The 23101-nt window shown below is 45.0% G+C and carries 20 protein-coding genes, 1 pseudogene and 1 riboswitch; of the genes and pseudogenes, 14 read left to right on the top strand and 7 right to left on the bottom strand.

Annotation, left to right across the window (positions count from 1 at the left end):
• The first annotated feature begins 2 nt into the window (after positions 1-2).
• The 3 genes from A4U59_RS15160 (at position 3) to kapD (ending at position 1425) form a co-directional block, all read left to right on the top strand.
• A complete protein-coding gene (locus tag A4U59_RS15160) occupies positions 3-485 on the top strand; it encodes a GNAT family N-acetyltransferase (RefSeq protein ID WP_066174391.1) in 483 nt (160 codons plus the stop codon).
• On the top strand, positions 482-706 hold the full coding sequence (locus tag A4U59_RS15165) for a hypothetical protein (protein ID WP_245680570.1): 225 nt from the start codon (positions 482-484) through the stop codon (positions 704-706). The genes A4U59_RS15160 and A4U59_RS15165 overlap by 4 nt, the downstream gene beginning before the upstream one ends.
• A 104-nt stretch (positions 707-810) precedes the next feature.
• Complete coding sequence (kapD, locus tag A4U59_RS15170; RefSeq protein WP_066174396.1) at positions 811-1425, top strand: 3'-5' exonuclease KapD; 615 nt, start codon at positions 811-813, stop codon at positions 1423-1425.
• A 452-nt stretch (positions 1426-1877) separates the two neighbouring features.
• On the opposite strand, the gene A4U59_RS15175 is transcribed toward kapD, so the two are convergent.
• Entirely contained in the window at positions 1878-3014 is a 1137-nt protein-coding gene (locus A4U59_RS15175) for an MBL fold metallo-hydrolase (RefSeq protein WP_066174398.1), read from the bottom strand.
• A 143-nt stretch (positions 3015-3157) separates the two neighbouring features.
• Between A4U59_RS15175 and A4U59_RS15180 the strand changes: the two genes are divergently transcribed.
• Entirely contained in the window at positions 3158-4387 is a 1230-nt protein-coding gene (locus A4U59_RS15180) for an NAD(P)/FAD-dependent oxidoreductase (RefSeq protein WP_281183807.1), read from the top strand.
• Between the two features lie 181 nt (positions 4388-4568).
• Here the strand turns inward: A4U59_RS15180 and A4U59_RS15185 are convergent, their stop codons facing one another.
• Positions 4569-5135: a TetR/AcrR family transcriptional regulator gene (locus A4U59_RS15185; RefSeq protein WP_066174401.1), complete on the bottom strand. Its 567-nt coding sequence runs from the start codon at positions 5133-5135 to the stop codon at positions 4569-4571.
• A 216-nt stretch (positions 5136-5351) separates the two neighbouring features.
• Here A4U59_RS15185 and A4U59_RS15190 point away from each other — a divergent pair, with 216 nt between their 5' ends.
• The 3 genes from A4U59_RS15190 to A4U59_RS15200 all read left to right on the top strand — a co-directional run bounded on the left by A4U59_RS15190 (position 5352) and on the right by A4U59_RS15200 (position 9811).
• Positions 5352-7349 carry an efflux RND transporter permease subunit gene (locus A4U59_RS15190; protein WP_066174402.1) on the top strand — a complete coding sequence of 666 codons (1998 nt, stop codon included), beginning with the start codon at positions 5352-5354 and terminating at the stop codon, positions 7347-7349.
• Positions 7350-7351: 2 nt separating this feature from the next.
• The gene (locus A4U59_RS15195) at positions 7352-9166 is read left to right on the top strand and encodes a hypothetical protein (protein ID WP_066174405.1); all 1815 of its coding nucleotides are present in this window, start codon (positions 7352-7354) and stop codon (positions 9164-9166) included.
• Positions 9167-9613: 447 nt separating this feature from the next.
• Positions 9614-9811 carry a hypothetical protein gene (locus tag A4U59_RS15200; RefSeq protein WP_066174408.1) on the top strand — a complete coding sequence of 66 codons (198 nt, stop codon included), beginning with the start codon at positions 9614-9616 and terminating at the stop codon, positions 9809-9811.
• A 664-nt stretch (positions 9812-10475) separates the two neighbouring features.
• On the opposite strand, the pseudogene A4U59_RS22055 reads toward A4U59_RS15200, so the two are convergent.
• The 3 genes and pseudogenes from A4U59_RS22055 to A4U59_RS15210 all read right to left on the bottom strand — a co-directional run.
• Positions 10476-10682 (bottom strand): annotated as a pseudogene (locus A4U59_RS22055) (thioredoxin family protein); the annotation flags it as partial.
• Between the two features lie 12 nt (positions 10683-10694).
• A complete protein-coding gene (locus A4U59_RS15205) occupies positions 10695-11135 on the bottom strand; it encodes a hypothetical protein (RefSeq protein ID WP_211274949.1) in 441 nt (146 codons plus the stop codon).
• A 44-nt stretch (positions 11136-11179) separates the two neighbouring features.
• On the bottom strand, positions 11180-11551 hold the full coding sequence (locus A4U59_RS15210) for a NifB/NifX family molybdenum-iron cluster-binding protein (RefSeq protein WP_066174411.1): 372 nt from the start codon (positions 11549-11551) through the stop codon (positions 11180-11182).
• 219 nt (positions 11552-11770) lie between these two features.
• On the opposite strand from A4U59_RS15210, the gene A4U59_RS15215 reads away from it, so the two are divergent.
• Both A4U59_RS15215 and A4U59_RS22615 read left to right on the top strand, forming a co-directional pair.
• Positions 11771-12616: a protein-glutamine gamma-glutamyltransferase gene (locus A4U59_RS15215; RefSeq protein ID WP_066174414.1), complete on the top strand. Its 846-nt coding sequence runs from the start codon at positions 11771-11773 to the stop codon at positions 12614-12616.
• Positions 12617-12807: 191 nt separating this feature from the next.
• On the top strand, positions 12808-12930 hold the full coding sequence (locus A4U59_RS22615) for a YjcZ family sporulation protein (RefSeq protein WP_106406352.1): 123 nt from the start codon (positions 12808-12810) through the stop codon (positions 12928-12930).
• Between the two features lie 65 nt (positions 12931-12995).
• On the opposite strand, the gene A4U59_RS15220 is transcribed toward A4U59_RS22615, so the two are convergent.
• On the bottom strand, positions 12996-14054 hold the full coding sequence (locus tag A4U59_RS15220) for an acyl-CoA dehydrogenase family protein (protein ID WP_066174418.1): 1059 nt from the start codon (positions 14052-14054) through the stop codon (positions 12996-12998).
• A 63-nt stretch (positions 14055-14117) separates the two neighbouring features.
• Positions 14118-14228, bottom strand: a riboswitch (TPP riboswitch).
• A 42-nt stretch (positions 14229-14270) separates the two neighbouring features.
• Positions 14271-14963: a DUF421 domain-containing protein gene (locus A4U59_RS15225; RefSeq protein ID WP_066174421.1), complete on the bottom strand. Its 693-nt coding sequence runs from the start codon at positions 14961-14963 to the stop codon at positions 14271-14273.
• A gap of 413 nt (positions 14964-15376) precedes the next feature.
• Between A4U59_RS15225 and A4U59_RS15230 the strand changes: the two genes are divergently transcribed.
• The 5 genes from A4U59_RS15230 (at position 15377) to A4U59_RS15250 (ending at position 23078) form a co-directional block, all read left to right on the top strand.
• A complete protein-coding gene (locus A4U59_RS15230) occupies positions 15377-16351 on the top strand; it encodes a DUF7669 domain-containing protein (RefSeq protein ID WP_066174424.1) in 975 nt (324 codons plus the stop codon).
• Positions 16352-16401: 50 nt separating this feature from the next.
• Positions 16402-18888: an AAA family ATPase gene (locus A4U59_RS15235; protein WP_066174427.1), complete on the top strand. Its 2487-nt coding sequence runs from the start codon at positions 16402-16404 to the stop codon at positions 18886-18888.
• Entirely contained in the window at positions 18885-20153 is a 1269-nt protein-coding gene (locus A4U59_RS15240; RefSeq protein ID WP_066174429.1) for an McrC family protein, read from the top strand. Before A4U59_RS15235 ends, A4U59_RS15240 begins: the two co-directional genes overlap by 4 nt.
• Before the next feature lie 164 nt (positions 20154-20317).
• Entirely contained in the window at positions 20318-20644 is a 327-nt protein-coding gene (locus A4U59_RS15245) for a nucleoside triphosphate pyrophosphohydrolase (RefSeq protein ID WP_066174433.1), read from the top strand.
• Entirely contained in the window at positions 20637-23078 is a 2442-nt protein-coding gene (locus A4U59_RS15250) for a DEAD/DEAH box helicase family protein (protein ID WP_066174436.1), read from the top strand. Before A4U59_RS15245 ends, A4U59_RS15250 begins: the two co-directional genes overlap by 8 nt.
• Positions 23079-23101 lie beyond the last annotated feature (23 nt).

Raw genomic sequence — 23101 nt, forward strand, 5'->3', positions numbered from 1 at the left:
ATATGACTACCTTTGAGCGAATAACCGAAAACACGCTGAAGACAGCTCTTGACATCGTTAATTCCAACCAGCTTTATAACAAAATGGAAAACGGACAGCCGCTGCGGTCGATGAGTGAAATCAGGAAAGATTTTCTTAATCCAGTGACAGAAAGCTTTATTATCATGAAAAAACAAAATCCGATCGGCGTTCTGGATTTTCTGCCGAAGAATCCTAAAGATGATACACCCTGGCTTGGCCTGCTGATGATCCATGGGAAATATCATGGATTTGGTTTCGGAAAAAAGGCTTATCTTGCCTTTGAAAACAGATTGAAGCAACACCTTATCCACAAGGTCCGGCTGGGTGTTTTACAGAAAAATGAGAGAGCCAGGATGTTCTGGGAATCGTTCGGTTTCTGCTGTTATGGTGAAAGCGAGTGGGAAGGAAAGGCCGTTGACTGTTATGAAAAACGATTGGATTGCGGGGTATGTAAATGGAAATGAGGAATTTTATTTTGCATAAGGATATTCTGACCGTTGAAGTGACGATAGATCAAGCGGATTATCTGATCGGAGTCCAGTGGAAAGAACCTGAAAAGCCGTTTGGCGATACGTGGATTTTAAAATCATATGCAAACAAAAAGACAGGCGAAAAAGATTTATCAGATGAAAAGATTTCATCATTCCTCGATACGATCAATGCCAGATGGAATTGGAAAGTGTAGCCGAAAGCCGTGGATTTTGCTGTCATGCCATATTTGGCACACCTGATTTGTTATTCTCGACTCAACAAAGACAGACAACAGCAAAATTAGGAGGGGGACGCAGCATGCACCAGTTATTCATTGATTTTGAATTCACGATGCCGGAAGCCGGTACGAAGGGAAAACGCTGGAGTCCAGAAATCATTGAAGCGGGATTTGTTTCGGTCAAAGACGGAAAAATAGAAGATACCTTTTCATCATTTGTCAGGCCGGAGGAAAACCGGATTCTGACCGGGCGGTGCAAAGAGTTCCTCGGCATCAGCCAGGAACAGATTGACACGGGGATTTCATTCAAAAAACTGTCAGCCATCTATACCTATTACATAGCCAAAGACCGTACAACGGTCGTGACATGGGGAAACATGGACGTGCCGATCATGCGCCGCAACTTCCAGGCCGCCGGCACCCCGTTCATCCGGCCGCACCGGGAACTGGATTTGGCCGAAGCGTACCGCAAATTCTACGGCGAACGGAACAACACGGCACTCCGCAAAGCGATCGTGGAATATGGAAAAGCAGGCCGCGGCAAAAACCACCGGGCGCTTGATGATGCGCTGACAACATTCGAAGTGTTCAGGCATTATGAAAAGGACCGCAGCTACTTGAGGCAGAAGGACACTGCGACGCTTGGAGACAAGCTTGACTACGGAAAGATGATGCAGGAGCTCGGTTTTGCATAAAAAGAGAACCCGTATGACTGGTACGTCCAGCTTCGGGTTCATTTTTTGGAGAAATCGTCCGTGTAAGGTTAGTGTCCAGCTCCAGGCGCCAGCGGCTATCGTCATAAGTGGTGATCCCCTCCGGAAGGAAAAACCGCCTTCCTGCGGGCACCCCCGCTTATGCGTACGCCGCTAGGCGGGCGCCTTGCGCATTTCGAGTGTCCAGCTGCGAGCCCTAGCGGCTATCGTCATAAGCATTGCCGCCCCATGAAGGGAAAAATCGCCCTTCCTGGTTCGGCCCTGCTTATGCGTACGCCGCTGAGCAAGGGCTCTCCGCATTTCAAGATGTCCAGCTCCAGACGCCAGCGGCTATCGTCATAAGCGGTGATTCCCTCCGGGAGGGAAAACCGCCTCCCTGCGGGTACCCCCGCTTATGCGTACGCCGCAAAGCGGGCGCCTTGCGCTTTTCGTAATTACTCGGCAGTATGATGAACTGCACAGCGGTTCGGGCCGATTTCGAGCTCGGTTTCTTTTTCGGCGTCGACATCCATTTCGCCGCGGTTGATGGCAACGATGTCTTCGAAGTTCGGCGGTGTTTCAGAGCTTGCCGAACCGGCGACATATTCGACGAAGTCATCCCTGTTCTTATCCATCATCACTTCATTCTGTTTCCGGATCGTGCCGAGTGTTTCGCCGATATACCCGCCATCGTTGATCTCATGGTCGAAATCGGCGTAGTGGGCCGGAAGTACAACGACATCATCTGCAATCTGTGATACTTTGTTATATACGGTATCGTACAAGTCGGCAGCCCATTCGCGCACCTTACCGCCAAGGTCAGGCCGGCCGAGGCCGCTGACGAAAATCGTGTCACCCGAAAAGAGCAGCTTGTCGTTCATGAAGAACGAAACGCTGCCCGGCGTGTGCCCCGGTGTTTTCAGCGCAATCACTTCCAGTTTGATTTTTGCAAATTGGATTTTTTCGTGCTCTTCCAGTGCTTCGTGATCAAATTTCGCGCCCTCGCTTCTCATCAAGTAATAGTTCGCGCCTGTCTGCTTTGCAAGATCGGGCCCGCCCGAAATGTGATCGGCATGAAGGTGGGAATCGACGATATGCGTGATTTTCGCATTTTCTTTTTCGGCATCTTCAACATACCTGTCTGTGAAGCGGGCAGGATCGACGAGCAGCGCTTCTCCAGAAGACAGGACCATATAAGAAAGGCACCCTTTTCCGACACGGATATATTGATATACTTTCACGTCTTCATCCCGGTATACTTCTGTACGGTATAAGTATTCACTCCATGACTTCATTCCGCCTTTCAGGTAGGAAACATCAAGCCCTTCCTCAGCCAGCATGTCGGCGACCATTTTAGATGAGCCTTCCTTCGCGCACACGACGAGAATATCTTTATCGGATGGAATTTTATCAACGATATTTCCTACACCGTCAATGAGTTCAAAATATGGAACATTCATATGTTCGACTGTCGTACCTTCAATTTTCCAGTCTTCAAAATCAGATTCGTTCCGTACATCAAGGATAAATATATCTCCCTTTTTAAGGAGTTTCTCCAGCACTTCTTCACTTGTAATCGGCTTTGCCTCCATAATAATAACCTCCTGTTTCACTTTATTTCTCAGGTTTAACATGTCCAAAAACATGAACGCTATGAAGGCTTTTTTTGAAAAAACTGTGCCTCATCCATTCCTTCTAAAGAAAACATCATAAAATCAGCCGAAAAAGAAACCCTATGGATAAGAAGAAAACAAACATAAAAAGGCAGGGAAAGAAAATGAAGACTGAATATAAAGTGGCGATAATAGGCGGGGGTACGGCCGGCATCACAGCAGCCGCCCAGCTGGCCAAAAAGATATTTCCGGGTGAAATCGTCATCATCGACCCGGCAGATGTTCACTACTACCAGCCGATCTGGACACTTGTCGGGGCAGGTCTTGTCAAAAAAGAAGATTCTGTCAGGCAAGAAAAGAATCTGATTCCGCGCGGAGTCTCTCACGTACAGGAAGCCGTCAAAGCGATTGATCCGGACGGGATGACGGTGACAACCGAAAGCGAAACAAAGATTAAATACCAATACCTGATTGTATGCCCGGGTCTGCAGCTGAATTGGAACAAGGTGAAGGGACTGGAAGAGGCAATCGGGAAAGATGGTGTCGTCAGCAACTATGCTTATGAATATGTCGACAAAACGTGGGAAGCCCTCCGGAATTTCAAAGGCGGTAATGCGATCTTCACTCATCCGAATACGCCGATCAAATGCGGGGGAGCACCTCAGAAAATCATGTACCTGGCAGAAGAGTTTATTGATATGAACAATCTGAAGGACAATACGAATGTTATGTTTTACTCGGCCGACCCAAGCATCTTCGGTGTCGAAAAATACAAAAAGCTGCTTGAAAGGATCGTAGAAGAACGCGGCATCCAGACGCACTTCCGGAGGAACCTGATCGAAATCCGGGGCGGAGAAAAAGAAGCCGTGTTTGAAAACCTTGAAACCGGCGAAACGGAAACCGTTCCGTATGAAATGATTCACGTGACCCCGCCGATGGGGCCGCATGATTTTATGATCGGAAGTCCAGTCAGCGATGAAACCGGCTGGGTCGACGTCGATCCGTACACCCTGCAGCATAAAACGTACAGCACTGTTTTCGGACTCGGCGATGCGGCCAATCTGCCGACATCCAAAACAGGCGCGGCGATACGGAAAGAGGTGCCTGTAGCCGTCAGCAATATCCTGTCCCTGATGAAAGGCGAAGAAATGAAAGCGAAATACGACGGCTATACATCCTGCCCGATCATCACCGGCAAAGGAAAACTCATTCTCGCCGAATTCGATTACGAGAAGCAGCCGAAAGAAACGTTCCCGTTTGACCAGGCGAAGGAGCGTTACAGCATGTATCTTTTGAAGAAAGAATTGCTGCCGCGGTTTTACTGGCACGGGATGCTTAAGGGAAGAATGTAAGAAACCACGAAATAAAGAGTGCAGTCACAAAGGATGTGTGATTGTGCTCTTTATTTTATTGGTGACGGGGGGACACGATCCGACGGCAGTAATTGGCTAATAAAAAAATGCGGCGATGATTATACTTGGAATCGTGCGTTCCTCAACAGTGAAAAGGCCACGCCCGGACTCCCTGCCACTATCAATCCAAATAAGAAAACCCGTAATTAATGAAGTTATTAATCATTACTGCCATTTCCAGCGGCGGCCGGTCCATGTCGTTGCCGATCCAATCTTTGATGACGTGAATGGATCCGCTGATGACAAACGTGCTTAAATACCTGGAATCCTCCTTTCTAATAACGTTATCATTCACGAGGTTGCTCATCATAAATTGCTGGGTCAAATTCATCATGCGTTTTTCAAATGTGGGGGAGCCGTTCTTATTCAACAGGGTTTGGAATACGATTTTATTCTGGGTGACGTATTCCAGTATTTTCTCTGTCATCTGGATGGATTCTTCTTCTATCGTATACCGATAATCATTCAAGTACCGGCTCATGTCTTCTGTGATTTCTTCTTCAATTTTATTCAGTAAATCGTAATGATCGGTGTAATGGGTGTAGAAAGTTGAGCGATTGATATCTGCGATTTCACATACTTCTTTCACCGTGATTGCCGAAATCGGCTTGTCTGCCAGCAGCGTAATCAAACTTTCCTTCAGCACTTTTCGCGTATATTTTTTACGCCGGTCTAATTTCTCACTCATAGGAATGACCTCCAATTGTGACATTTTTGTGACAATCCGACATATAGAAAAGAAGTGTTGGGAAACTGACGGTATGAATAAAACTGTATATTGAAAACCCAACACGGTGTCCATATAATAGTAGTTTGTATGGAATGGTTATGCAAGAGAGGATGAGGCCTTATTGATATAACAGCACGCATCATAAAACATAAAAAATGGATTGTCGCTTTATTCATGATGATTGCCCTTGTCGGTGCGGTCGTGCAATTCGCCGTTCCCGTCAATTACAATATGGTCGATTATTTACCGGAAGATGCGCCATCGACGAATGCGATGGAACTGATGGAAGAAGAGTTTGAGGACCCTGTTGCGAACACACGGGTGATGGTGCGGGATGTTTCGATCACAGAAGCGCTCGCGTATAAAGAAAAATTGGAAGCCATTGATGGTGTGAGCGGTGTGACGTGGCTGGATGATGTCATCGATCTGAAAGTTCCCATCCGAATGGCGAATCAGGATACGGTGGAATCCTATTATCAAAACGAGGCAGCATTATTTTTATTGAATATCAGCGATGGGGATGAAGTCGAGGCCACGGATCAAATTTATGAGTTGATCGGGGAAAAGAATGCGATTGCAGGTGAAGCGGTGAATACCGCTGCTTCCCAAAAAATGACCGGCAAGGAATCGATGAATGCGGCCGCTTTGTTAGTTCCGATCATCATTCTGATCCTGGTTTTATCGACCAACTCCTGGATGGAGCCGGTCTTCTTTTTGACAGCCATCGGCGTTTCGATCTTGATCAACCTGGGCACGAATATCTTTCTCGGTGATGTTTCGTTCATTACACAATCGGTGGCGCCGATCCTGCAGCTTGCTGTGTCGCTGGATTATGCGATTTTTTTGCTCCACAGTTTTTCGGATTACCGCAAGCGCATCCCTGACCCAACAGAAGCCATGCAGCTTGCGATGAAGCGGTCCTTCCCGGCGATCATCGCAAGTGCGTCTACGACATTTTTTGGATTCACCGCTTTGACTTTCATGGAGTTTGGAATCGGCTCCGATTTAGGCCTTAATCTTTTGAAAGGGATCCTGCTCAGCTTCATCAGTGTGATGGTCTTTTTGCCGGCCCTGACGGTGATGTTCTATCACTGGATAGACCGGACAAAGCACAGACCGTTTGTGCCGGACTTCAAAAATATCGGGAAGCGCGTGTTGAAATTAAGGATACCGGGCCTGATCTTGATGGTGATTCTGATCGTTCCGGCCTTTTTAGGGCAGAGCAATACGTCGTTCCAATATGGGATCGGCGACCATCCTGAGAATACACGGGCGGGGCAGGACCAAACCGCCATTCAAGAAGCGTTCGGGAAAAACACGCCGGTGGTGCTTCTTGTACCTAAAGGCGATGTCGCAAAAGAAGAGGAGCTCGTGCAGGAGTTAGAAGATTTGCCTTATGTTTCAAGTGTCTTTTCCTATGTGAATTTGGTCAGTCCGGCCATTCCGTCTGATTTTTTGGAAGAGTCGATAACCGGACAGTTTTATTCAGATCATTACGCACGAATCACCCTTTACACGGAAACCGATACGGAAGGGAAAGCGGCCTTTTCGTTAGTTGAAAACGTGATGGATACGGCAGAGTCTTATTACGATGAAATCCATTTGATCGGGGAGAGTGTGACACTCTTTGACATCAAGAATACTGTTCAAAAAGACAATACGCTAGTCAATTGGCTGACGATCATAACGATTGCGGTTGTGCTTATCCTGACGTTCCGGTCGATCTCAATACCAGTCGTGCTGCTGTTGACGATTCAAACGGCTGTCTGGATCAATCTGGCGGTGCCGTACTTTACGGGTTCATCCCTCGTGTATATCGGCTACCTGCTCATAAGCACCATCCAGCTTGCAGCGACCGTCGATTATGCGATTTTATTCACCGAAGCTTATACGAAACTTCGGAAAGAGATGCCTGCATTAAAGGCAATCAGAAAAACGGTTGATGATAAGGTTTTCGCGGTTTTCATCTCCGCTTCCATCTTATCCAGTGTCGGATTCATCCTGTGGATCACATCGTCGAATCCGATCGTGTCTTCCGTCGGTTTATTGCTGGGCAGGGGGGCGCTGCTGGCATTCATCATGGTTGTTGTCGTCCTGCCGGCGATGCTGCTCATTCTCGACCGGTTCATAGAAAAAACAACATGGAAAGCAAACTTTTATAAGGGGAAATGATGATGAGACTAAAACGTATACTAGTGATATTCATGGCATTTCTTCTTGTCATACCCGCGTTTCTCGCATCTGCGGAGACAAATTCTTCCGAAAAAAAGAATCTCACAGATGAAGGGGCTTACTCGGCGAAACACGAGGTTGTCTATGCGACATTGAATGCCGCCGGGAAGCAGGAAGAAATGTATGTCGTCAACAATTTCACAATCGAAAAGCCTGGAACAATCATCGACCACGGACCGTATACCGGCATCAAAAATTTAACCGATATGACGGATATAAAAAAACAAAATGGACAAATCGAATTTTCAGCTGGCGAAGAAGAGTTTTACTATCAGGGCAACCTGGAAGGCAAGCCATTGCCGTGGGATATCGATATATCCTATAAATTGAATGGAAAGACTATTTCTGCTGAAAAATTGCTGGGCAAAGACGGCCGGCTTGAGATCCAAATCGGCACGGCCGCAAACGAGGAAGCGGATCAAGCCTTTTTCAACAACTATTTGTTACAGATCACCCTTACATTCGATGCGGCGATTTACAAAAATATCGAAGCACCGGATGGAACCATTGCGAATGCAGGGAAGAACAGGCAAGTGACATTTACCGTCATGCCTGAAAAAGAAGGGCACTTCATGATCCGGGCGGATGTTTCCGATTTTGAGATGGAAGGCATAGAAATTGCCGCGGTTCCGTCGTCCATGTCCATCGACGCCCCGGATACCGGTGCGATGAAAAAAGATATGCATTCGTTATCAGATGCAACAAGCGAGATCAATAAAGGCGTGAGCGAACTCCAGAAAGGTATCGCAAAGCTGCATGACGGAGCGGCCAGCCTGCAAAATGGGTCACAGCAATATAAAAACGGAATCAATGACCTGCAAGACGGCTCGTCCGAACTGGTGCAGGGATCGTCGTCGATTAAGGCATCGCTTGAACAAATGAGCGGGTCTGTCGGAGCCGGTTCAGGTGACATGAATCTTGATGAACTGAAAAAGCTTGAAGACGGCCTGCGCCAGATAGCTGCCGGATTGAGCGAAACGGAAAAGGGCCTGACGGATCTGAACACGTCATACAGCCAGGCATATCATGCACTTGATCAGGCGATGGAAGGGATTCCCGCTTATCAAATTTCCGAAGCAGACATCAAGGCGCTGCATGAAAGCGGCGCCGATCCGAAAGTCATCAACCAACTCACGGAAACGTATCGAGCGGCCCTTACTGCAAAAGGGACTTACGGACAGGTGAAAGAGGGGTTCGCTGCCGTCGGTCCGGCACTGGACCAGACAACAGGATCACTGAATGAAATGAGCGCCGGCCTCATAACTATGGCAGATAACCTCGGCAGCAGTTTGGATAACATGAACCTGGCAGATTCGATGAAGCAACTTGAGGAAGGGCTGCAGGCGCTGTCCTCAAATTACGGCGATTTCCATGCCGGCCTGGCTGAATATACCGGCGGAGTCGCCAAATTGGCAGAATCATACCAGGATCTCCATAATGGCATCGGCGGCCTGAAAGACGGAGGCGGCAAACTCGAAAATGGTGCGGCTGAACTCCATGAAGGCACATCCGAACTCGCGTCTTCCACGAGCGACCTGCCGGAACAGATGCAGCGCGAAATCGATGAGATGATGAATGAGTACGATAAATCGGACTTCGAGCCAGTATCATTTGTGTCACCTGAAAATGAAAAAGTGGAGTCCGTCCAATTTGTCATTAAAACGGAAAGCATCAAGAAAGCTGAACAAGATAAAGACGCTCCGGAACACGAAGAGGAAAAAAGCTTCTGGGACCGTTTGCTGGACTTGTTCAGGTGATAGCAGCCTTCTCCCATGGGCAGTGGGGGGAGGCTGTTTTTGTTTTGATTGATGCAGGGGAGGGAGACGACCTTAAGGCATAATAGGCAGAAGAGTTTAAGAACACCCTTGTTGAAGCCGCTTAATAAATTTTGGTTTTCTCCAAGGGAAATAATGTTAATATTATGATGACTGGTTAAAGTTGTGGGGTGTTAATCGTGTTGAAATTTGTTGATGACTTAGCAGGTGCTATCTATGATATTATTACGTTTGTCATAAGGTCAATTAGTTATTTGCTGGCAGGGATGATTATTGTTGCAGTTCCAGTGTATATGATTGTTTGGATAGTTGAATTATTTCAGTGATTTGATTATTTTTAAGAGATTTATTTTAACAAACAGAACGGATAGTACGTTAGTTGTTTTTGACTATTTGCTATGTATAATTCACTTGTAAGGAGTGCATCTATTGACCGAACTTGCAGAAGCTTTACGTGCAATTGCCATAACGATTTTAGTGATCAGTTCCTCTTTTTATTTTCGCCATTTGGACAAAACCAGGAAACAAAGGAAACTGTCAACCTTTGAATTCGTCATGTACGTCACGATTCAAATTGCCTTTATTTTATTTACAGTCAGCTTATTGCTTTACATATTTGTTGTATAGTGATTCAGCCGGGGGTTACAGTTTGTCTATGTTAAAGTTTGTTGTTGGAAAACCGCCAAACAGAGCAAGTACAAAGAAATGGAAACCATCTCAGATTATCTTGTTTAACAATATAAACATTGTTCTTTATTCATCTGGCGAAGTAGGGTTGTAGCATTAGTAGGGCAATTTAAACTGGGGTGTTGATTTCCGCTTCAGGGGCTCGCTTTCACCCAAGGGCACAAGTGCGACATCTGTTCCTGCTTCCCTTCGGTTGCACTCACAGTGTCTTCTTTGCCGCGGGGCGGCGGTGAGCCTCCTCATCGCTATCGCTCTAGCGGGGTCTCACCTGTCCCGCTGCTCCCGCCTGCGGGGGTAGCGAACAGGGAAGACCCCGCAGGCGCGAATAGTGCCGAGAAGCTCCCGGTCGCCCCGCGGAAAGCGAATGCCTGCAGCGGAAAGGAACGGGCTATCTCCAGAATAACCTGCTATCATTTTTGCAGTTTTTCAAAGATGGGTTAGTTTGATAAGCCAAACATTTAAATTCGGATTTATGTGACTTATACTTTGCTGATGAATAACAACATTGAACGTTAACACAGCCCAGAATAAAATAAAAACCCGAACAGGAGGCCTATATTCCATAGGCTCTATCTATTCGGGTTCATTCATTTCAATTCATGGATTATTGGAGAATTTCCTGGATCTTGCCAAGGATCAGCTGCTCAGGAGCTGCGCCTTCCTGTTCGGCTTTCCCGTCGTTGATGACGGTTTTCGGTACGCCCATGACGTTATGCTTTTGAGACAATTCCTGGAATTCCATTGCCTCAATCATTTCGCCGCGGATACGAGGGTTGACCATTGCCATGTGGTGAGCCACGCGAACTGCGCGGGGACAATGAGGTCAGGTGGGTGTTACGAATACGGAAAGTGTAACATCCTGATCGATCGCTTTAAGTGCCTCGATCGTTGCCGGCTCCAATCCGATTTTGTCATTGGCGATATCGATGATGTCCTCGATCAATGTCGTGAACTCGTAGCCTGATGGAATGCCGTAGAAACGCACGCCTGTATCAGTGCCGTCTTCCTTCACGAATACGATCGCAGGATACTTGTCGACACCAAGGCGGCTCACTTCATCCGCATTTTCATCCTTATCCAAATACTGAATGTCGATCTGATCGGATAATGAAGTCAATTCTTCAAGAATTTCTTTCGTCTCGCCGCACATTTCGCAGTTGTCGGTTGTGCTGAAATAACGGATATGCGCAGTGCCAGTCATCTGGCTGAACATATCTCTGATCGTCTGCTTGTCTTCCTCAGCAATCTTTGCCACAGTACTCATCTCCTTTTAAAAAAGTATGTACCCTTAGAGTTTTCCCTTAAGGCTCAGGAATTAAACGGCTCTTGCTGCAGCAGCCGGCCGACAGCTTCCCGTGCGGAGCCATCCGCTCCTGTCATAACCTTCATGTCTGTTTCGTTCATCACCTTATGCAGCCCTCTGCCTGCATGATGGACAAAAACGACATCGACATTTTGCTCTAAAAGAAAATCTTTGATAGTGTCCTGGTGATTTGCAGGATGGTGATGATGGCCGCCTTCATGATGGCCATGCTCGCCGTGCATCGCGGCAAACGGTGCATCAATTTCGTTCCAACGAGCGACCTCTCCATTCTCCACATCAACAAGCGCCAGGGTTGCGGTCCGTCCGAAATGGGCATTCACCATTCCGTCAGGCGTTACTGCTACAGCGATTCTCATGCCAACACCTCTTTAGTCAGTAGGTTAATAACCCTTAGGGGTATATTACGTCTTCAATTGTAACGTTAAATGGCAGATAGTTCAAATGAAATTTGCAGATTGATGCCAGGCACCGCTTCCTGGCGGAAATAACAATTCATCTATACGATTAATGCTGAAACATCTTAAAAAACAAATTCGAATAGGATAGGTATCAAGACAGTATGGAAGGGGAATCACATGATACAAATATCAGGGATGCCTCCGCAGCAAATGGAATCGTGGGATGCAGGAAGTGTGGAAAAAAAGATCATCCAGCAAATGCTTGATGCTCCTGTCCTTTATTCCTATCGCACCAGAAGTGAACTTTTATTTGAAATCAACGTCCGAAAAAATATCATAGAAAGCGCGGAAAAGATGAATGAACAAAAGATTGAATTTACAACCTTTAAAGGCGCTCGCTGCAATCCTGAATACTGGCACCTGACGGAACAAGGGGGGTTCCTTTTAAAGCCGGGGATACGTCCATCAGCAGCTATTATGGATATTTATGTGAATAGTCCTTTGTACGGTTTTGAATGTGCGACAGCTTCCGTAATCATCCTTTACCATGCAGCGATAAAAAGCATTGGTAAGCGTGTATTTGATGTCATGTTCCAGGACCTTTATTTATACAGCTGGCATACCGATTCCGATTTGGGGCTGCACACCTTTTATGCGAATCATTTGATCCCTGGCGATGTTGTTTACTTCAAAAATCCGGAATTTAATCCCGGGACTCCATGGTATAGAGGAGAGAATGCTGTCGCGTTGACGGGCGGCAAATTTTTTGGCCATGGGTTCGGCATAAGGGACGATGAAAAAATGATTCAAAAATTGAACAAACATCGCAAACAGGGGAGCACGCAATCAGCTTATTTAACGAATTTAGTCACAAGGCCATCTTTTAATCGGTTAGCTGAACTTTCAGCAGCCCAAAATGGCCGTACAGTTCGTCGAGTGCCCTACACTGTCATACACCATAATAAATGCTCGATAGCCTTCATTCAGTATTTGACTTATTACAAGAAAATGATTACCGGATAACCGGGCAGTACCAGTCCATGACATTAACCCATTTATGATGTTGACGGGCTCAACTTTCTTTTAGGTGAGTATGATATAGTGACAAATAACTATCGGGAAGGAAGGGTTAAAACGTGGATAATGTAAATGCAATGCCATATATGGGAGCAAACGTAAATGCAGCACCTGTAATGGGCGCCAATGTTCCTCCTATGCCAAGTTATGTTTCTCCAGGTTATAGATACTGTCCTCCGGCAAGGGGATCCAACACATTCGTGTTGATTGTCGTGTTGTTTATCCTATTGATCATTGTAGGTGCTTGCGGTTTTTATTAAACCATGAAGTTGGTGCCTGGTCCCGGCGCAATTAAAACGCGCTGGATCAGGCACCGTTTCTTTTTTCAATCTCCATATGAGATCAGCAGTTTATGCTGTGAAGCCGTAAGCAAGTCCCGGTATGTCCGATTCAGGACGTTATCCTCGAAAAGAACGTCAATGCCCATATACCGGAAAAGATTCTGTGCGCCTTCTACCGCATGCCGGGCCGCTTCTTTGCTGTGCACGCTGATGTCGATCATCTCTTCATCAGACAGCGCGTTTCCGGCGAGATGGCTCTGCCAGGATGTTTCAATCGCCTTATGGAAGGCGGCAGCGGATTGATCGAATGGAGCCGTCAATTGCTCAATTTTACGAATGACAAACGAGTACCGCTCCTGATCCCAAATTTGTAATTTGCGCTCCGCATGGGCCTGGGCCTCTTCGAAAAAATGCCTGGCAATCCCGATTGTGGTCGCGGCGATATTCGCTTCGGCAAACGGCACGAATGGATAGTGATAGACCGGATTGTCATAATGGAAGTGAGGCTTGAACACATCAAACGTTCTCTCTTCCGGAACGAAGGCATCTTTCACATGAATCGTATGGCTGTTCGTCGCTTTCAGCCCGAATGCATTCCAGTCCTTTTCGATTTCCACCTGGCCTGGCCGCAAAATGAACGCCCGCACCGCTCCGTCTTCAACTCCGTCCACTTCAACGCGGCAGTTCGCTGTGAAGGTGGTCGCATGCAGCGAGCCGCTGCAAAACGGCCAGCTTCCGGTAACGCGCCAGCCCGCATCCACTTTGTTCGCAACCCCGTTCGGACGGTCACTGCCGGCTATGTATGCATCGCGCCGGGAAAAAACGTCAGGTGCAAAAGCAGGAGAAATCGTCGTCGCGAAAAAACCGGCCCCTGAACCGATCTGCACGAGCCAGCCAAAGCTGCCGTCGATCCAGGCGGCTTCTTCAAACAGCTTAACCGCCATCGGAAACGGCATCATCCTGCCGTTCAGCTCAGCGGGAAGGAATAACTTGAAAAGGCCCCGATCATAGATGATATCAAGCACATCCGGAGGCAGTTCACCGGCCTTTTCCATCTTCCGGGAATGTCCGCGAATCATGTCAATCGTATATGCATCAAACATCCTGCTTCATCCCTTCCTCTAAACTAAAAGCACTCCCTGACAAGAAGGGAGCGCCTAATTCATTAAGAAACAAGTTTCACTCCCTGCGCCGGCATTATCCGGCTCAGGTCAGCGGGTCAATATCTTTGCGGAATATTCTCAAGCCGGCCGATTCCAGCTCCCCGTTGAATCTATGAAATTCTTACTTTATTATACCGGACATCTTCTCGGTGTCTATCAAGTCGCATGCCTTTCATCTTCATAGGTTCTGATGTAAAATCCGCCAAGCCTGGTCCATTCAGCGTAAAAGACATCCTCAGCCCTTCGGATGTCATGTTCACCCAGCTGCTCATCAAGCCAGCTTTTGTCTTTGCCTATGACCTTCAGGCTCTTTTCATGGACCATGCCTTCATCAATGAGCAAAATGGAAGGTTCCTGAGGCGCCGTGTCAACCCCTAAATCCTTTGCCGTAACAGGTGACTGATCCGCATACTTCATCACACTCAGCTGCCCGCTCACTTCGAGAAACGCATACTTCACGTCACTGACAGAAAAGACCCCCTGCATGCGAAGCATCGTCCGGACCTGCTCCATTTCAAGCTTCGCCTTCTTCATCTCCTTAATGTCTATTTCCCCATTTTCAATAATGATGGCCGTTTTTCCTTTCAGCGGCTTACGGATCTTTTCAAACTTCTGCGGCAGCTTTTCAACGGTATAAATTAAAACGGCCCATAACGCGGCGGCATATATGACATGATAGATTTTTGTCTTTGTATCGTATATCCCCTCTTCAATAATCCCTCCGAGAATGAGTGCATACACAAAATCAAATGGTGTGACCTGGGCCATTTCCTTCTTTCCAAGAAGGCGGGTGATCAGGATGAGTGCGATCAGGCCGATGACCAGTTTCAAGGTAATGGTTGTAAACAAGCGGGAGGACCTCCTATCTGGTGGTGTGATAAGTTATTTACCCCTTATTTCGCTAAGTAATCTGGGAGTAGTTTCCATCCATACGAATACGAAGGTGAAGGGGGGATGAAAAAAATGAGAACAACTACACCATTAGCCAGGGAGAAGTTTAAAAGTCTTACCGAGCCCTCCAGTCGCATCTTTTTTAAAAAATCTGAGCAAAAGTAAAAAGAATAGGAGAATTCAACACAAAACTGGTCTGGAAGGACGAAGAAACGGCCAAAGGAGCTGGACAGAAAAACAAGTAAGCAAAGGGAATTGAGAGCCCCGGAATTGTCAGTTTTTTTTATAGGTGTGCCATAAATGGTTCAGTTGTTTTGTTATATTTAAAATAGAAAAATTTGCCTGAATAGAAACGGAAAGGGGAAAACCACATGCTTTATAAACTGTCTGGAAGCAACAACTTATCTGAAGGAATTATGGAGAAAGTAAGCGCAGGAAATGTCAATTACGAAAATGACTTTGAAAACTGGCTTGAAAACAGTCCGGATGCACTTCTGGATGAATATGAGGGGAATACAATTTTTTGGATTGGGCGGCAGACGAGAGCGGCAATCGGCGATTCCGGTAAATATCCCGATTTAATGGGGATTGATTCGGAAGGAAATCTTGTTATTGTGGAATTAAAGAAGGGCAGCACCCCTCGTGAAGTGGTCGCGCAGGCACTTGAGTATTCAACGTGGGCTTCCGCATTATCGGAAACAAAACTGAATGAAATCTTCCTTCTTTACCAGAATGGCAAAGGCCAGGGAACTGCGATTGAACTTCGGGACAAGTTTCATGAAGTGTTTTATCCTGACACCCAGGAAAAGAGCAGTGTTGAATTCAATCGGAAACAGCGTATTTTCATAATTGCCGAGACTGTCTCGCCGATTGTCAGAGAAGTGACGGACCATCTCCGGGACCGATATGGAATGGAGATTTTCTGCATGGAATACACCGTTTATAAAAGCTCTCAGGGCGAGTATATCATCAGCACCGAACAGATTGGAAGTTCCGCTTCAGTGAAATCCTCTACAGGCAGATGGAACGAGCCGGTAAAAGTGAAAGAACTGGTTTATGATACGGTAAGGAAACTTACAATCTATGATGAAGGTGACGAAACGTTCACTCCTGCTGCCGTGTATCGGGAAATCGCGAAAGAGTATCCTGATATCAACCCGACGACTGTCCGCTGCCAGTTGATTGCGGACTGTGTGAACCATACTTCAAGAAAGCATTATCCGTCAGGCCAGAAGGATTTATATTATCTTGTATCGAAGGGGAATTACCGGAAATATGATCCTCAGAGGGATGGGGAGTGGAATTGGAAGGGGGAGCCGGTAAACATCGGTGCTAGTGAAGAATAGCCGCGAACCTGTCTTGTTCAAAGTATTACTTTATAGTTAGGGGTGGGAAAATGAGCAAGCTGAAGAAAAAAATTGAAGCTTATTATAATAAACAAGAAGTTCAAAAGGAAATTGAAAATGCCAAAACACTTCACCAGGAATTTCTTAATGAATTCCCTCTGGAAAAAATTGAAGCGATGAGTGTAGAAGATTACGCTCTTGGTTACAAAAAGAGAGACTCTTTCAGCTGGTGGCTTGAGTATAACACCATTCCCCTGGGAAGCATCAAAGGAGGGAGTGCAGCAAAACATATCATTTACTTCCGTAAAAAAGATAAAAAATGGCATTATCCTTCTCAGTTTCCGAATGTGGAAAAAGCATGGGAGCAGCTGCGCAGTGATATTATTCAGCTGATTAAATCTTTTGATCAAGGTACATATGAGGGAATAAAAGATGATAACCTTCTTACAAATGCGACTATGCTTAAAGGCAAAATTTCATATCTGTACCACCCTGATAAACTGATGGCTATATATAACGCCAACCATTTAAGGAAATTCTTGAAAGAACTGGGTGCAGATGAAGATGATTTCAAAGGGAAAGATTCGATAGAATTAAACATTATGTTTTCGGAGCTTATTTCAAATCATGAAGAATTAAAGGGCTATGATCGCCTCCTTATCTCCCATTTTCTTTATCATGAATTCATGCGTGAAGAAATATATTATAAGATTGCTCCGGGACACGAGGCCAAGTATTGGAAAGAGTCCCTGGAAGGCGGTTATATATCCATTGGCTGGGATGAAGTGGGGGATTTAAGGGAGTTTAATGATTATGAAGAGTTCAAAAGTTCTTTTTTGACACATGATTTCCAGTCCTCATCTCAAAAAAATATAGAAAAAGCGAACGAACTGTGGAGATTCTATCAATTGCAGTCCGGTGATAAAGTCATCGCCAATAAAGGGAAGTCCAAAATTTTGGGGATTGGCACCGTGACAGATAAAGGCTATGAATACCGCGATGACTTAGAACATCAAAAACATGTTGTGTATGTCAACTGGAATGAAACTTATCAACCTGCCCTCGAAATCCCTAAGCAGGAAAAGTGGGGATTTAAAACAGTTGATACGGTAGGGAAGAAACAGGTGGTTGAATGGACTTCAAAACCAAGTACAGGAAATCCGCAAGGCAGCATTCCCTATACTGCAGAAGAAGAACGTTTTTTTGAAATGACTGAACAGGCCCTGTTGAGAAAGGGCCAGATAATTCTTTATGGGCCTCCCGGTACAGGGAAAACATATATGGCCAGAAAATTCATTACATGGAAAAATCAAAAAGATGAACTATTGAAAAAAACAGATCATAATCCGTTCAAAATTTGGTTTATGGTTGCTTCCGATAAATCAGACGATTTTCGCTGGGAACAGATTATGAATGGAGAAACAGAAAGATGGAATTTAAGAACGGTTGCCAGAAACTTTAGGAATGCCAGAAAAAGCGAAAAAATCTTATGTTACCGGGGGGGAAGTTCCTCTAACGGTATCGTAGGGATTGCCGAAGTATCAGAAGAGTTGCATGATGACTCGTTAGGGGTGAAAGGGGTTTATCATTTCAAGCAAGAAATCCCCTTTGAAGAATTTAAATCGATCCCGGAATATCAATCCACTCAAGCAGGGAAAATGGGAAATCGAGGGACGATGTTTGAATTGAACGATGAGTTTGCAATCTGGGTGAGAGAAACGTTATTGGAATACGGTGATCAGGAAGGTGCCGACATGTTAGGGGATTACATGAACCAGAATAATGTGGAAATGAGCACTTTCCATCCATCCTACCAGTATGAAGATTTCATGGAAGGGTTCAAGCCGGTACAATCCAGTGACGGCACTATAGCATTTGAACTTGAAAAAGGCATCTTCCAGCGTTTTGCGAGTAAGGCGCGGGAAAACAAAGACTCGTTCTACTACTTTATTATTGATGAATTAAATAGGGGGAACGTTCCAAAAATATTTGGTGAAATGATAACTCTTTTGGAGATGGATAAACGCGGGGTGGAGGTCAGGCTGCCTCAAAGCAAGGATACGTTCAGCATACCTGATAATCTCTTCATCATTGCAACAATGAACACGGCTGACAGAAGCATAAAAATGATGGATTCGGCCCTTAAAAGGCGTTTCGCTTTCATTGAGTGCATGCCAGACTATGATCTGATCGATAAACCGGTAGATTTGCTCAGTATAACCCCGGCAGAAATTTTAAAATCCATCAATAAAAAATTGGTTCATCTGCAAGGTAGGGATAAACAGATCGGCCATGCGTATTTTATGGAAAAAGGGGAACAGGTCACCTCTGTTTCTGAAATAAGGGATGTTTTTAAGTTTGAAATCATCCCGCTCATCCAGGAATATTGTTTTGACGATTATAACCAACTGGCGGAAATCATTGGGGAAGACTTTGTGGATGTCATGGGTATGGAAATTAACAATGAACTTCTGAATGGGACGGAAGATGCCTTTATTCAGGTGCTGGAGAGGCAGTTTAAGGACAGCGAATCATGAAACAGCAAATCATATTAAGGGAGTACTCGGATGAATTCCATCTATCGGACTATGTGCTGTCCCCTGATGAACGCGAGTACTTGACGAAAATATCCATCATTCATGAATCCCGGCCGTGGGAAAGACGATTTTATTTTGATGAACTTCAAAATGGCATGAGAATTAAAACACAGAGTTGGGTTGGCGTAATCGAATTAAATGATGTACGCATTGTTATCCAGCCTAAATTCAATGAGACATTTTCGGCATTGACGGATATGATTTTATTTGCCGAAGACCTTCCTTATTATCAAATGGAACGTACAGCCGGAGACATCAACAAGACCAACTTCCTGGAAATTCTTATAAGGCTGTTCCTCCTGGAAACGGAAAAGATCCTCAAGATGGGACCGGTTAAAGAGTATGTAAGAGAAAATGAAAACCTAAGGAACATGAGAGGCTCAGTCGTTTTCTCGGAGAACTTAAAGAATAATTTCAATTTGCCGAACAGAATCTATTGCCAGTATGATGAGCTGGTGACTAATATAATGGAAAATCAGGTCATTTTATCTGTTTTGGCCGCTGCCTCCCGTTTTAATGTATCAGCCAAAACACAGCAGCACCTCAATTTGATGAGAGCGCAGTTTGAGATGCTTTGCGAAGAATATCGAGGAGTTCACTGGCCGACTTTCCATTATAACCGGTTAAACAAACATTACGTCAATGCCCACAAAATCGGACATTACTTATGGAGGCGATCCTCTGCCACAAGTTTCTTAAGTAACGAGGAATTCCATTATTCCTTTTTGATTGATATGAATGAACTGTTTGAGAAATTCGCAGGTCAATTTCTAATGAAGTATCTGCCCCCAGAATATCAGGTCATTGCCGGAAAAAGAGTCACTGATGCGATTACCATGGAAGGGACAAGCTATCGGCATGTCATTCCGGACCTTATTGTGAAAAGCAAACATACTGGCGATAAAAAAGTGATTGATGTCAAGTACAAACAGTATGGATCAAAGAGAGTTGAGACCAGTGACGTTTTCCAGTTGGCCTTTTATGCGCAGTATAATAATCAACAATCAGATGTGAATTATGCAGCGACAATCTTATATCCCCAATATGCTAAAGATAAGCAAGTAAAAGATATCGTGATTGATTTGAATTCCAATTCAGCTTTTGCCGGGAAACTGAATGTTAAGTCCTTAAATATTGAAGAGATTCTTTATTATGATAAGCAGGGAAATCGAATGTACTTGGAAACACTTGCTGAGTCGATATGAAACGGCTTCTTTTCTGTAATAATCGGGTGAAATGCATTATGGTGCACCAAACATGGTGCGCCTATTCTATTATTATTGCTATATAGAATAACTTGACGATAATGGTAAAATAAGGGTAGTAACCAAGGCCGGCACATAGGCACATAGCATAATGGGGGGATAATATGCCGATATACAACAAACTTGTCAGAAATCGAATTCCAAACATACTTGAAAACAAAGGTTTAGAATACTCAACTAAAGTTTTATCAGACAGTGACTACATAACAGCTCTTCGCAGAAAGCTTACAGAAGAAGTGGAAGAGTACTTTGAAACCTCAAATGACCAAGATGCTGTCGAAGAACTTGCCGATGTTCTTGAATTGATTCACGCCCTGGCCAAAACCCATGGATCATCAATTGAACAAGTGGAAGAAGTCCGCAAACAAAAAGCTGAGAAAAGAGGCGGATTTAACGACAAAATATTCTTGATCCAGGTAGAAGATGAGTAAAATCAAACTGGTTACTGAAAACGTACAAAACCAGATCATCAAGGGAATCACTGAATCTGCCACCGTTTATATCCTGACCTCGTTTGTCATGAAGTCAGGGGTGCAGCTGCTTAAACCCTATTTACTTGATGCGGCCAAACGGGGTGCGGATATAAAGATCTGCACCGGTGACTACTTATTTGTCTCACACCCAGAGGCGCTGAAAGAACTATTGTTACCGGACTATGAGAATGTTGAAGTGCGTTTATGGAGGAGCAATGGGACTTCTTTTCATCCAAAGGCATACTTGTTTAAAAATGAAGAGGAAGGCACCTTTATTGTAGGCTCCTCCAATCTTTCACGTTCAGCCCTTACTACGGGGGTTGAATGGAATTTGGTCATGGAAAGAGGCGCGGAGCTGGGTACATATGAAGATGCAGTGGACAGGTTTTTGAAAGTTTTTTATGATGAGCTGACGATTCCCGTAAATGAAGAAACAGTAAAAGCATATGAAAAGCAATATGAACAGTATCACCTAAAACACCCGCACCTTGCCAGGTCCTGGGCAAAGCAAGAAGAAATCGAAATGATGATTCCTGCTGAAGAAAAAAACAAGCATGGGGAACAAGTTATCGATCCCCCGGAAACATACGATATAAAGATTGAACCACGGCCTGCACAAAAAGAGGCATTGGAAGCGTTAAATTCAACAATTGAAGAAGATTACAACCGGGCGATGGTCGTGATGGCAACAGGCCTCGGAAAAACTTATCTGGCTGCGTTCTGGGCGAAAAAGTTTAAGCGTGTCCTCTTCATTGCCCACCGGGAAGAAATCCTGCACCAGGCACATAAATCATTTAATAGAATCATACCGGATCGGACATACGGAATCTATAACGGAAGAATAAAAGAAGGAAGCGCCGATACGATTTTCGCTTCCATTTATACATTGAGCATGAAAGAACATCTGGCAAACTTCCCGCCAGATCACTTCGACTTGATCATTGTGGATGAATTTCACCATGCAGCTGCCAAGTCGTATGAACGAGTTCTTAATCATTTCAAGCCACAGTTCCTTCTGGGAATTACAGCAACTCCCGACCGGATGGATGGAAAAGATGTTTACGCCATTTGCGATGGCAATGTCGCTTTTCAAATGCATTTCATTGAGGCAATCCAGCACGGCTGGCTGGCGCCGTTCCATTACTATGGGGTTTACGATGGTACCGATTATTCACAGATCACCTGGCTCGGCACAAAATACGACCAGGCAGAACTTCTGGCTGCACAGCTGAGAGATGAAACAGCAGAGAATATAATTCAGGCCTGGTATAAGCATAAACAAACAAGAACAATAGGGTTCTGTTCTTCCATTAAACAGGCCCAATTCCTGTCTGATTATTTTAATCGTAAAGGGTATCAAACGATCAGCCTTCATTCACAGACTGTCGATATTGGCAGGAGTGAAGCCATTCAGAAGCTGGAAAAGGGCGAAATTGATGTTATCTTTACTGTTGATCTATTTAATGAAGGTGTCGATATTCCACCGGTGGATACCCTGCTCTTTGTCAGGCCGACTGAATCTCTGACTGTCTTTACTCAACAGGTAGGGCGAGGCCTCCGTTTGCATGACGGCAAGCAGCATTGCACCATAATCGATTTAATCGGAAACTACCGAAATGCGGATATTAAACTGAGTTTATTTGATACAGAAAGAGCAGATAGCAAACAGAAAAAGAAAAAGGCCACAGAGCCAGTTGTACCTAAGCAATGCAAAGTTGATCTGGACGTTAAGGTTATTAATCTGTTAGATGAACTGGCTAAAAAGAAACAGCCAAGGAAGGAAAAGCTGCGTGATGCTTATTTTACTTTAAAAGAGGAATTGGGAAGGCGGCCGACTTATCTGGAAATGCATTTGCATGGGAACGTAAACACCAGGGAATACAAGCAGGAATTTAAATCTTTTGCTGGGTTTCTATACTGGGCTAATGAGTTAAGTGAGCATGAGAGTGAAGTGTACAGGCGTTATCGGGAATGGCTTGAAGAAGTTGAGCGGACAGGTATGGCTAAGAGCTATAAGATGGTTTTGTTGAAATATATGCTGAGCAGGGGGGAGCAGGATTGGTATAAGCCGGTTACTCCGGAGGAGGTCGCTCCGTTTTTTCATCGGTACTTGACTGAGAAGGAGTACCGAAAGCGGGTGGATTTTTCGGATAAGAAGACGAGGAAGTTGTGGGAGTATGATCGAACTGGAGTTTCTAATCTAATTGCTAAGATGCCAATGTCAAAGTGGAGTGGCAGCTCTAAGGGTATTACTGTTTTTGAAAATAATATCTTTAAGTTGAATTTTTCTATAGATAAAACCGGTTTAAACACTCTTTTTTCATTCACCTATAATATTTGTAACTATCGATTACAAGAATATTTTTCTAAGAAAGATGAAATGAGTGTATAAATTTCCAGTCGGGAGGTTGTCCA

Origin of the sequence: Bacillus marinisedimentorum (assembly GCF_001644195.2) — a bacterium.
GTDB classification, from domain to species: Bacteria; Bacillota; Bacilli; order Bacillales; family Bacillaceae_O; genus Bacillus_BL; species Bacillus_BL marinisedimentorum.

Coding starts and splice junctions, on each gene's coding strand:
- A4U59_RS15205 (WP_211274949.1), bottom strand. CDS start 11,135: ATGAGTACTGTGGCAAAGATTGCTGAGGAAGACAAGCAGACGATCAGA.
- A4U59_RS15215 (WP_066174414.1), top strand. CDS start 11,771: ATGATACAAATATCAGGGATGCCTCCGCAGCAAATGGAATCGTGGGAT.
- A4U59_RS15210 (WP_066174411.1), bottom strand. CDS start 11,551: ATGAGAATCGCTGTAGCAGTAACGCCTGACGGAATGGTGAATGCCCAT.
- A4U59_RS15245 (WP_066174433.1), top strand. CDS start 20,318: ATGCCGATATACAACAAACTTGTCAGAAATCGAATTCCAAACATACTT.
- A4U59_RS15250 (WP_066174436.1), top strand. CDS start 20,637: ATGAGTAAAATCAAACTGGTTACTGAAAACGTACAAAACCAGATCATC.
- A4U59_RS15180 (WP_281183807.1), top strand. CDS start 3,158: ATGGATAAGAAGAAAACAAACATAAAAAGGCAGGGAAAGAAAATGAAG.
- A4U59_RS15175 (WP_066174398.1), bottom strand. CDS start 3,014: ATGGAGGCAAAGCCGATTACAAGTGAAGAAGTGCTGGAGAAACTCCTT.
- A4U59_RS15195 (WP_066174405.1), top strand. CDS start 7,352: ATGAGACTAAAACGTATACTAGTGATATTCATGGCATTTCTTCTTGTC.
- A4U59_RS15230 (WP_066174424.1), top strand. CDS start 15,377: ATGCTTTATAAACTGTCTGGAAGCAACAACTTATCTGAAGGAATTATG.
- A4U59_RS15190 (WP_066174402.1), top strand. CDS start 5,352: ATGATGATTGCCCTTGTCGGTGCGGTCGTGCAATTCGCCGTTCCCGTC.
- A4U59_RS15220 (WP_066174418.1), bottom strand. CDS start 14,054: ATGTTTGATGCATATACGATTGACATGATTCGCGGACATTCCCGGAAG.
- A4U59_RS15235 (WP_066174427.1), top strand. CDS start 16,402: ATGAGCAAGCTGAAGAAAAAAATTGAAGCTTATTATAATAAACAAGAA.
- A4U59_RS15165 (WP_245680570.1), top strand. CDS start 482: ATGAGGAATTTTATTTTGCATAAGGATATTCTGACCGTTGAAGTGACG.
- A4U59_RS15240 (WP_066174429.1), top strand. CDS start 18,885: ATGAAACAGCAAATCATATTAAGGGAGTACTCGGATGAATTCCATCTA.
- A4U59_RS22615 (WP_106406352.1), top strand. CDS start 12,808: ATGCCAAGTTATGTTTCTCCAGGTTATAGATACTGTCCTCCGGCAAGG.
- A4U59_RS15160 (WP_066174391.1), top strand. CDS start 3: ATGACTACCTTTGAGCGAATAACCGAAAACACGCTGAAGACAGCTCTT.
- A4U59_RS15185 (WP_066174401.1), bottom strand. CDS start 5,135: ATGAGTGAGAAATTAGACCGGCGTAAAAAATATACGCGAAAAGTGCTG.
- kapD (WP_066174396.1), top strand. CDS start 811: ATGCACCAGTTATTCATTGATTTTGAATTCACGATGCCGGAAGCCGGT.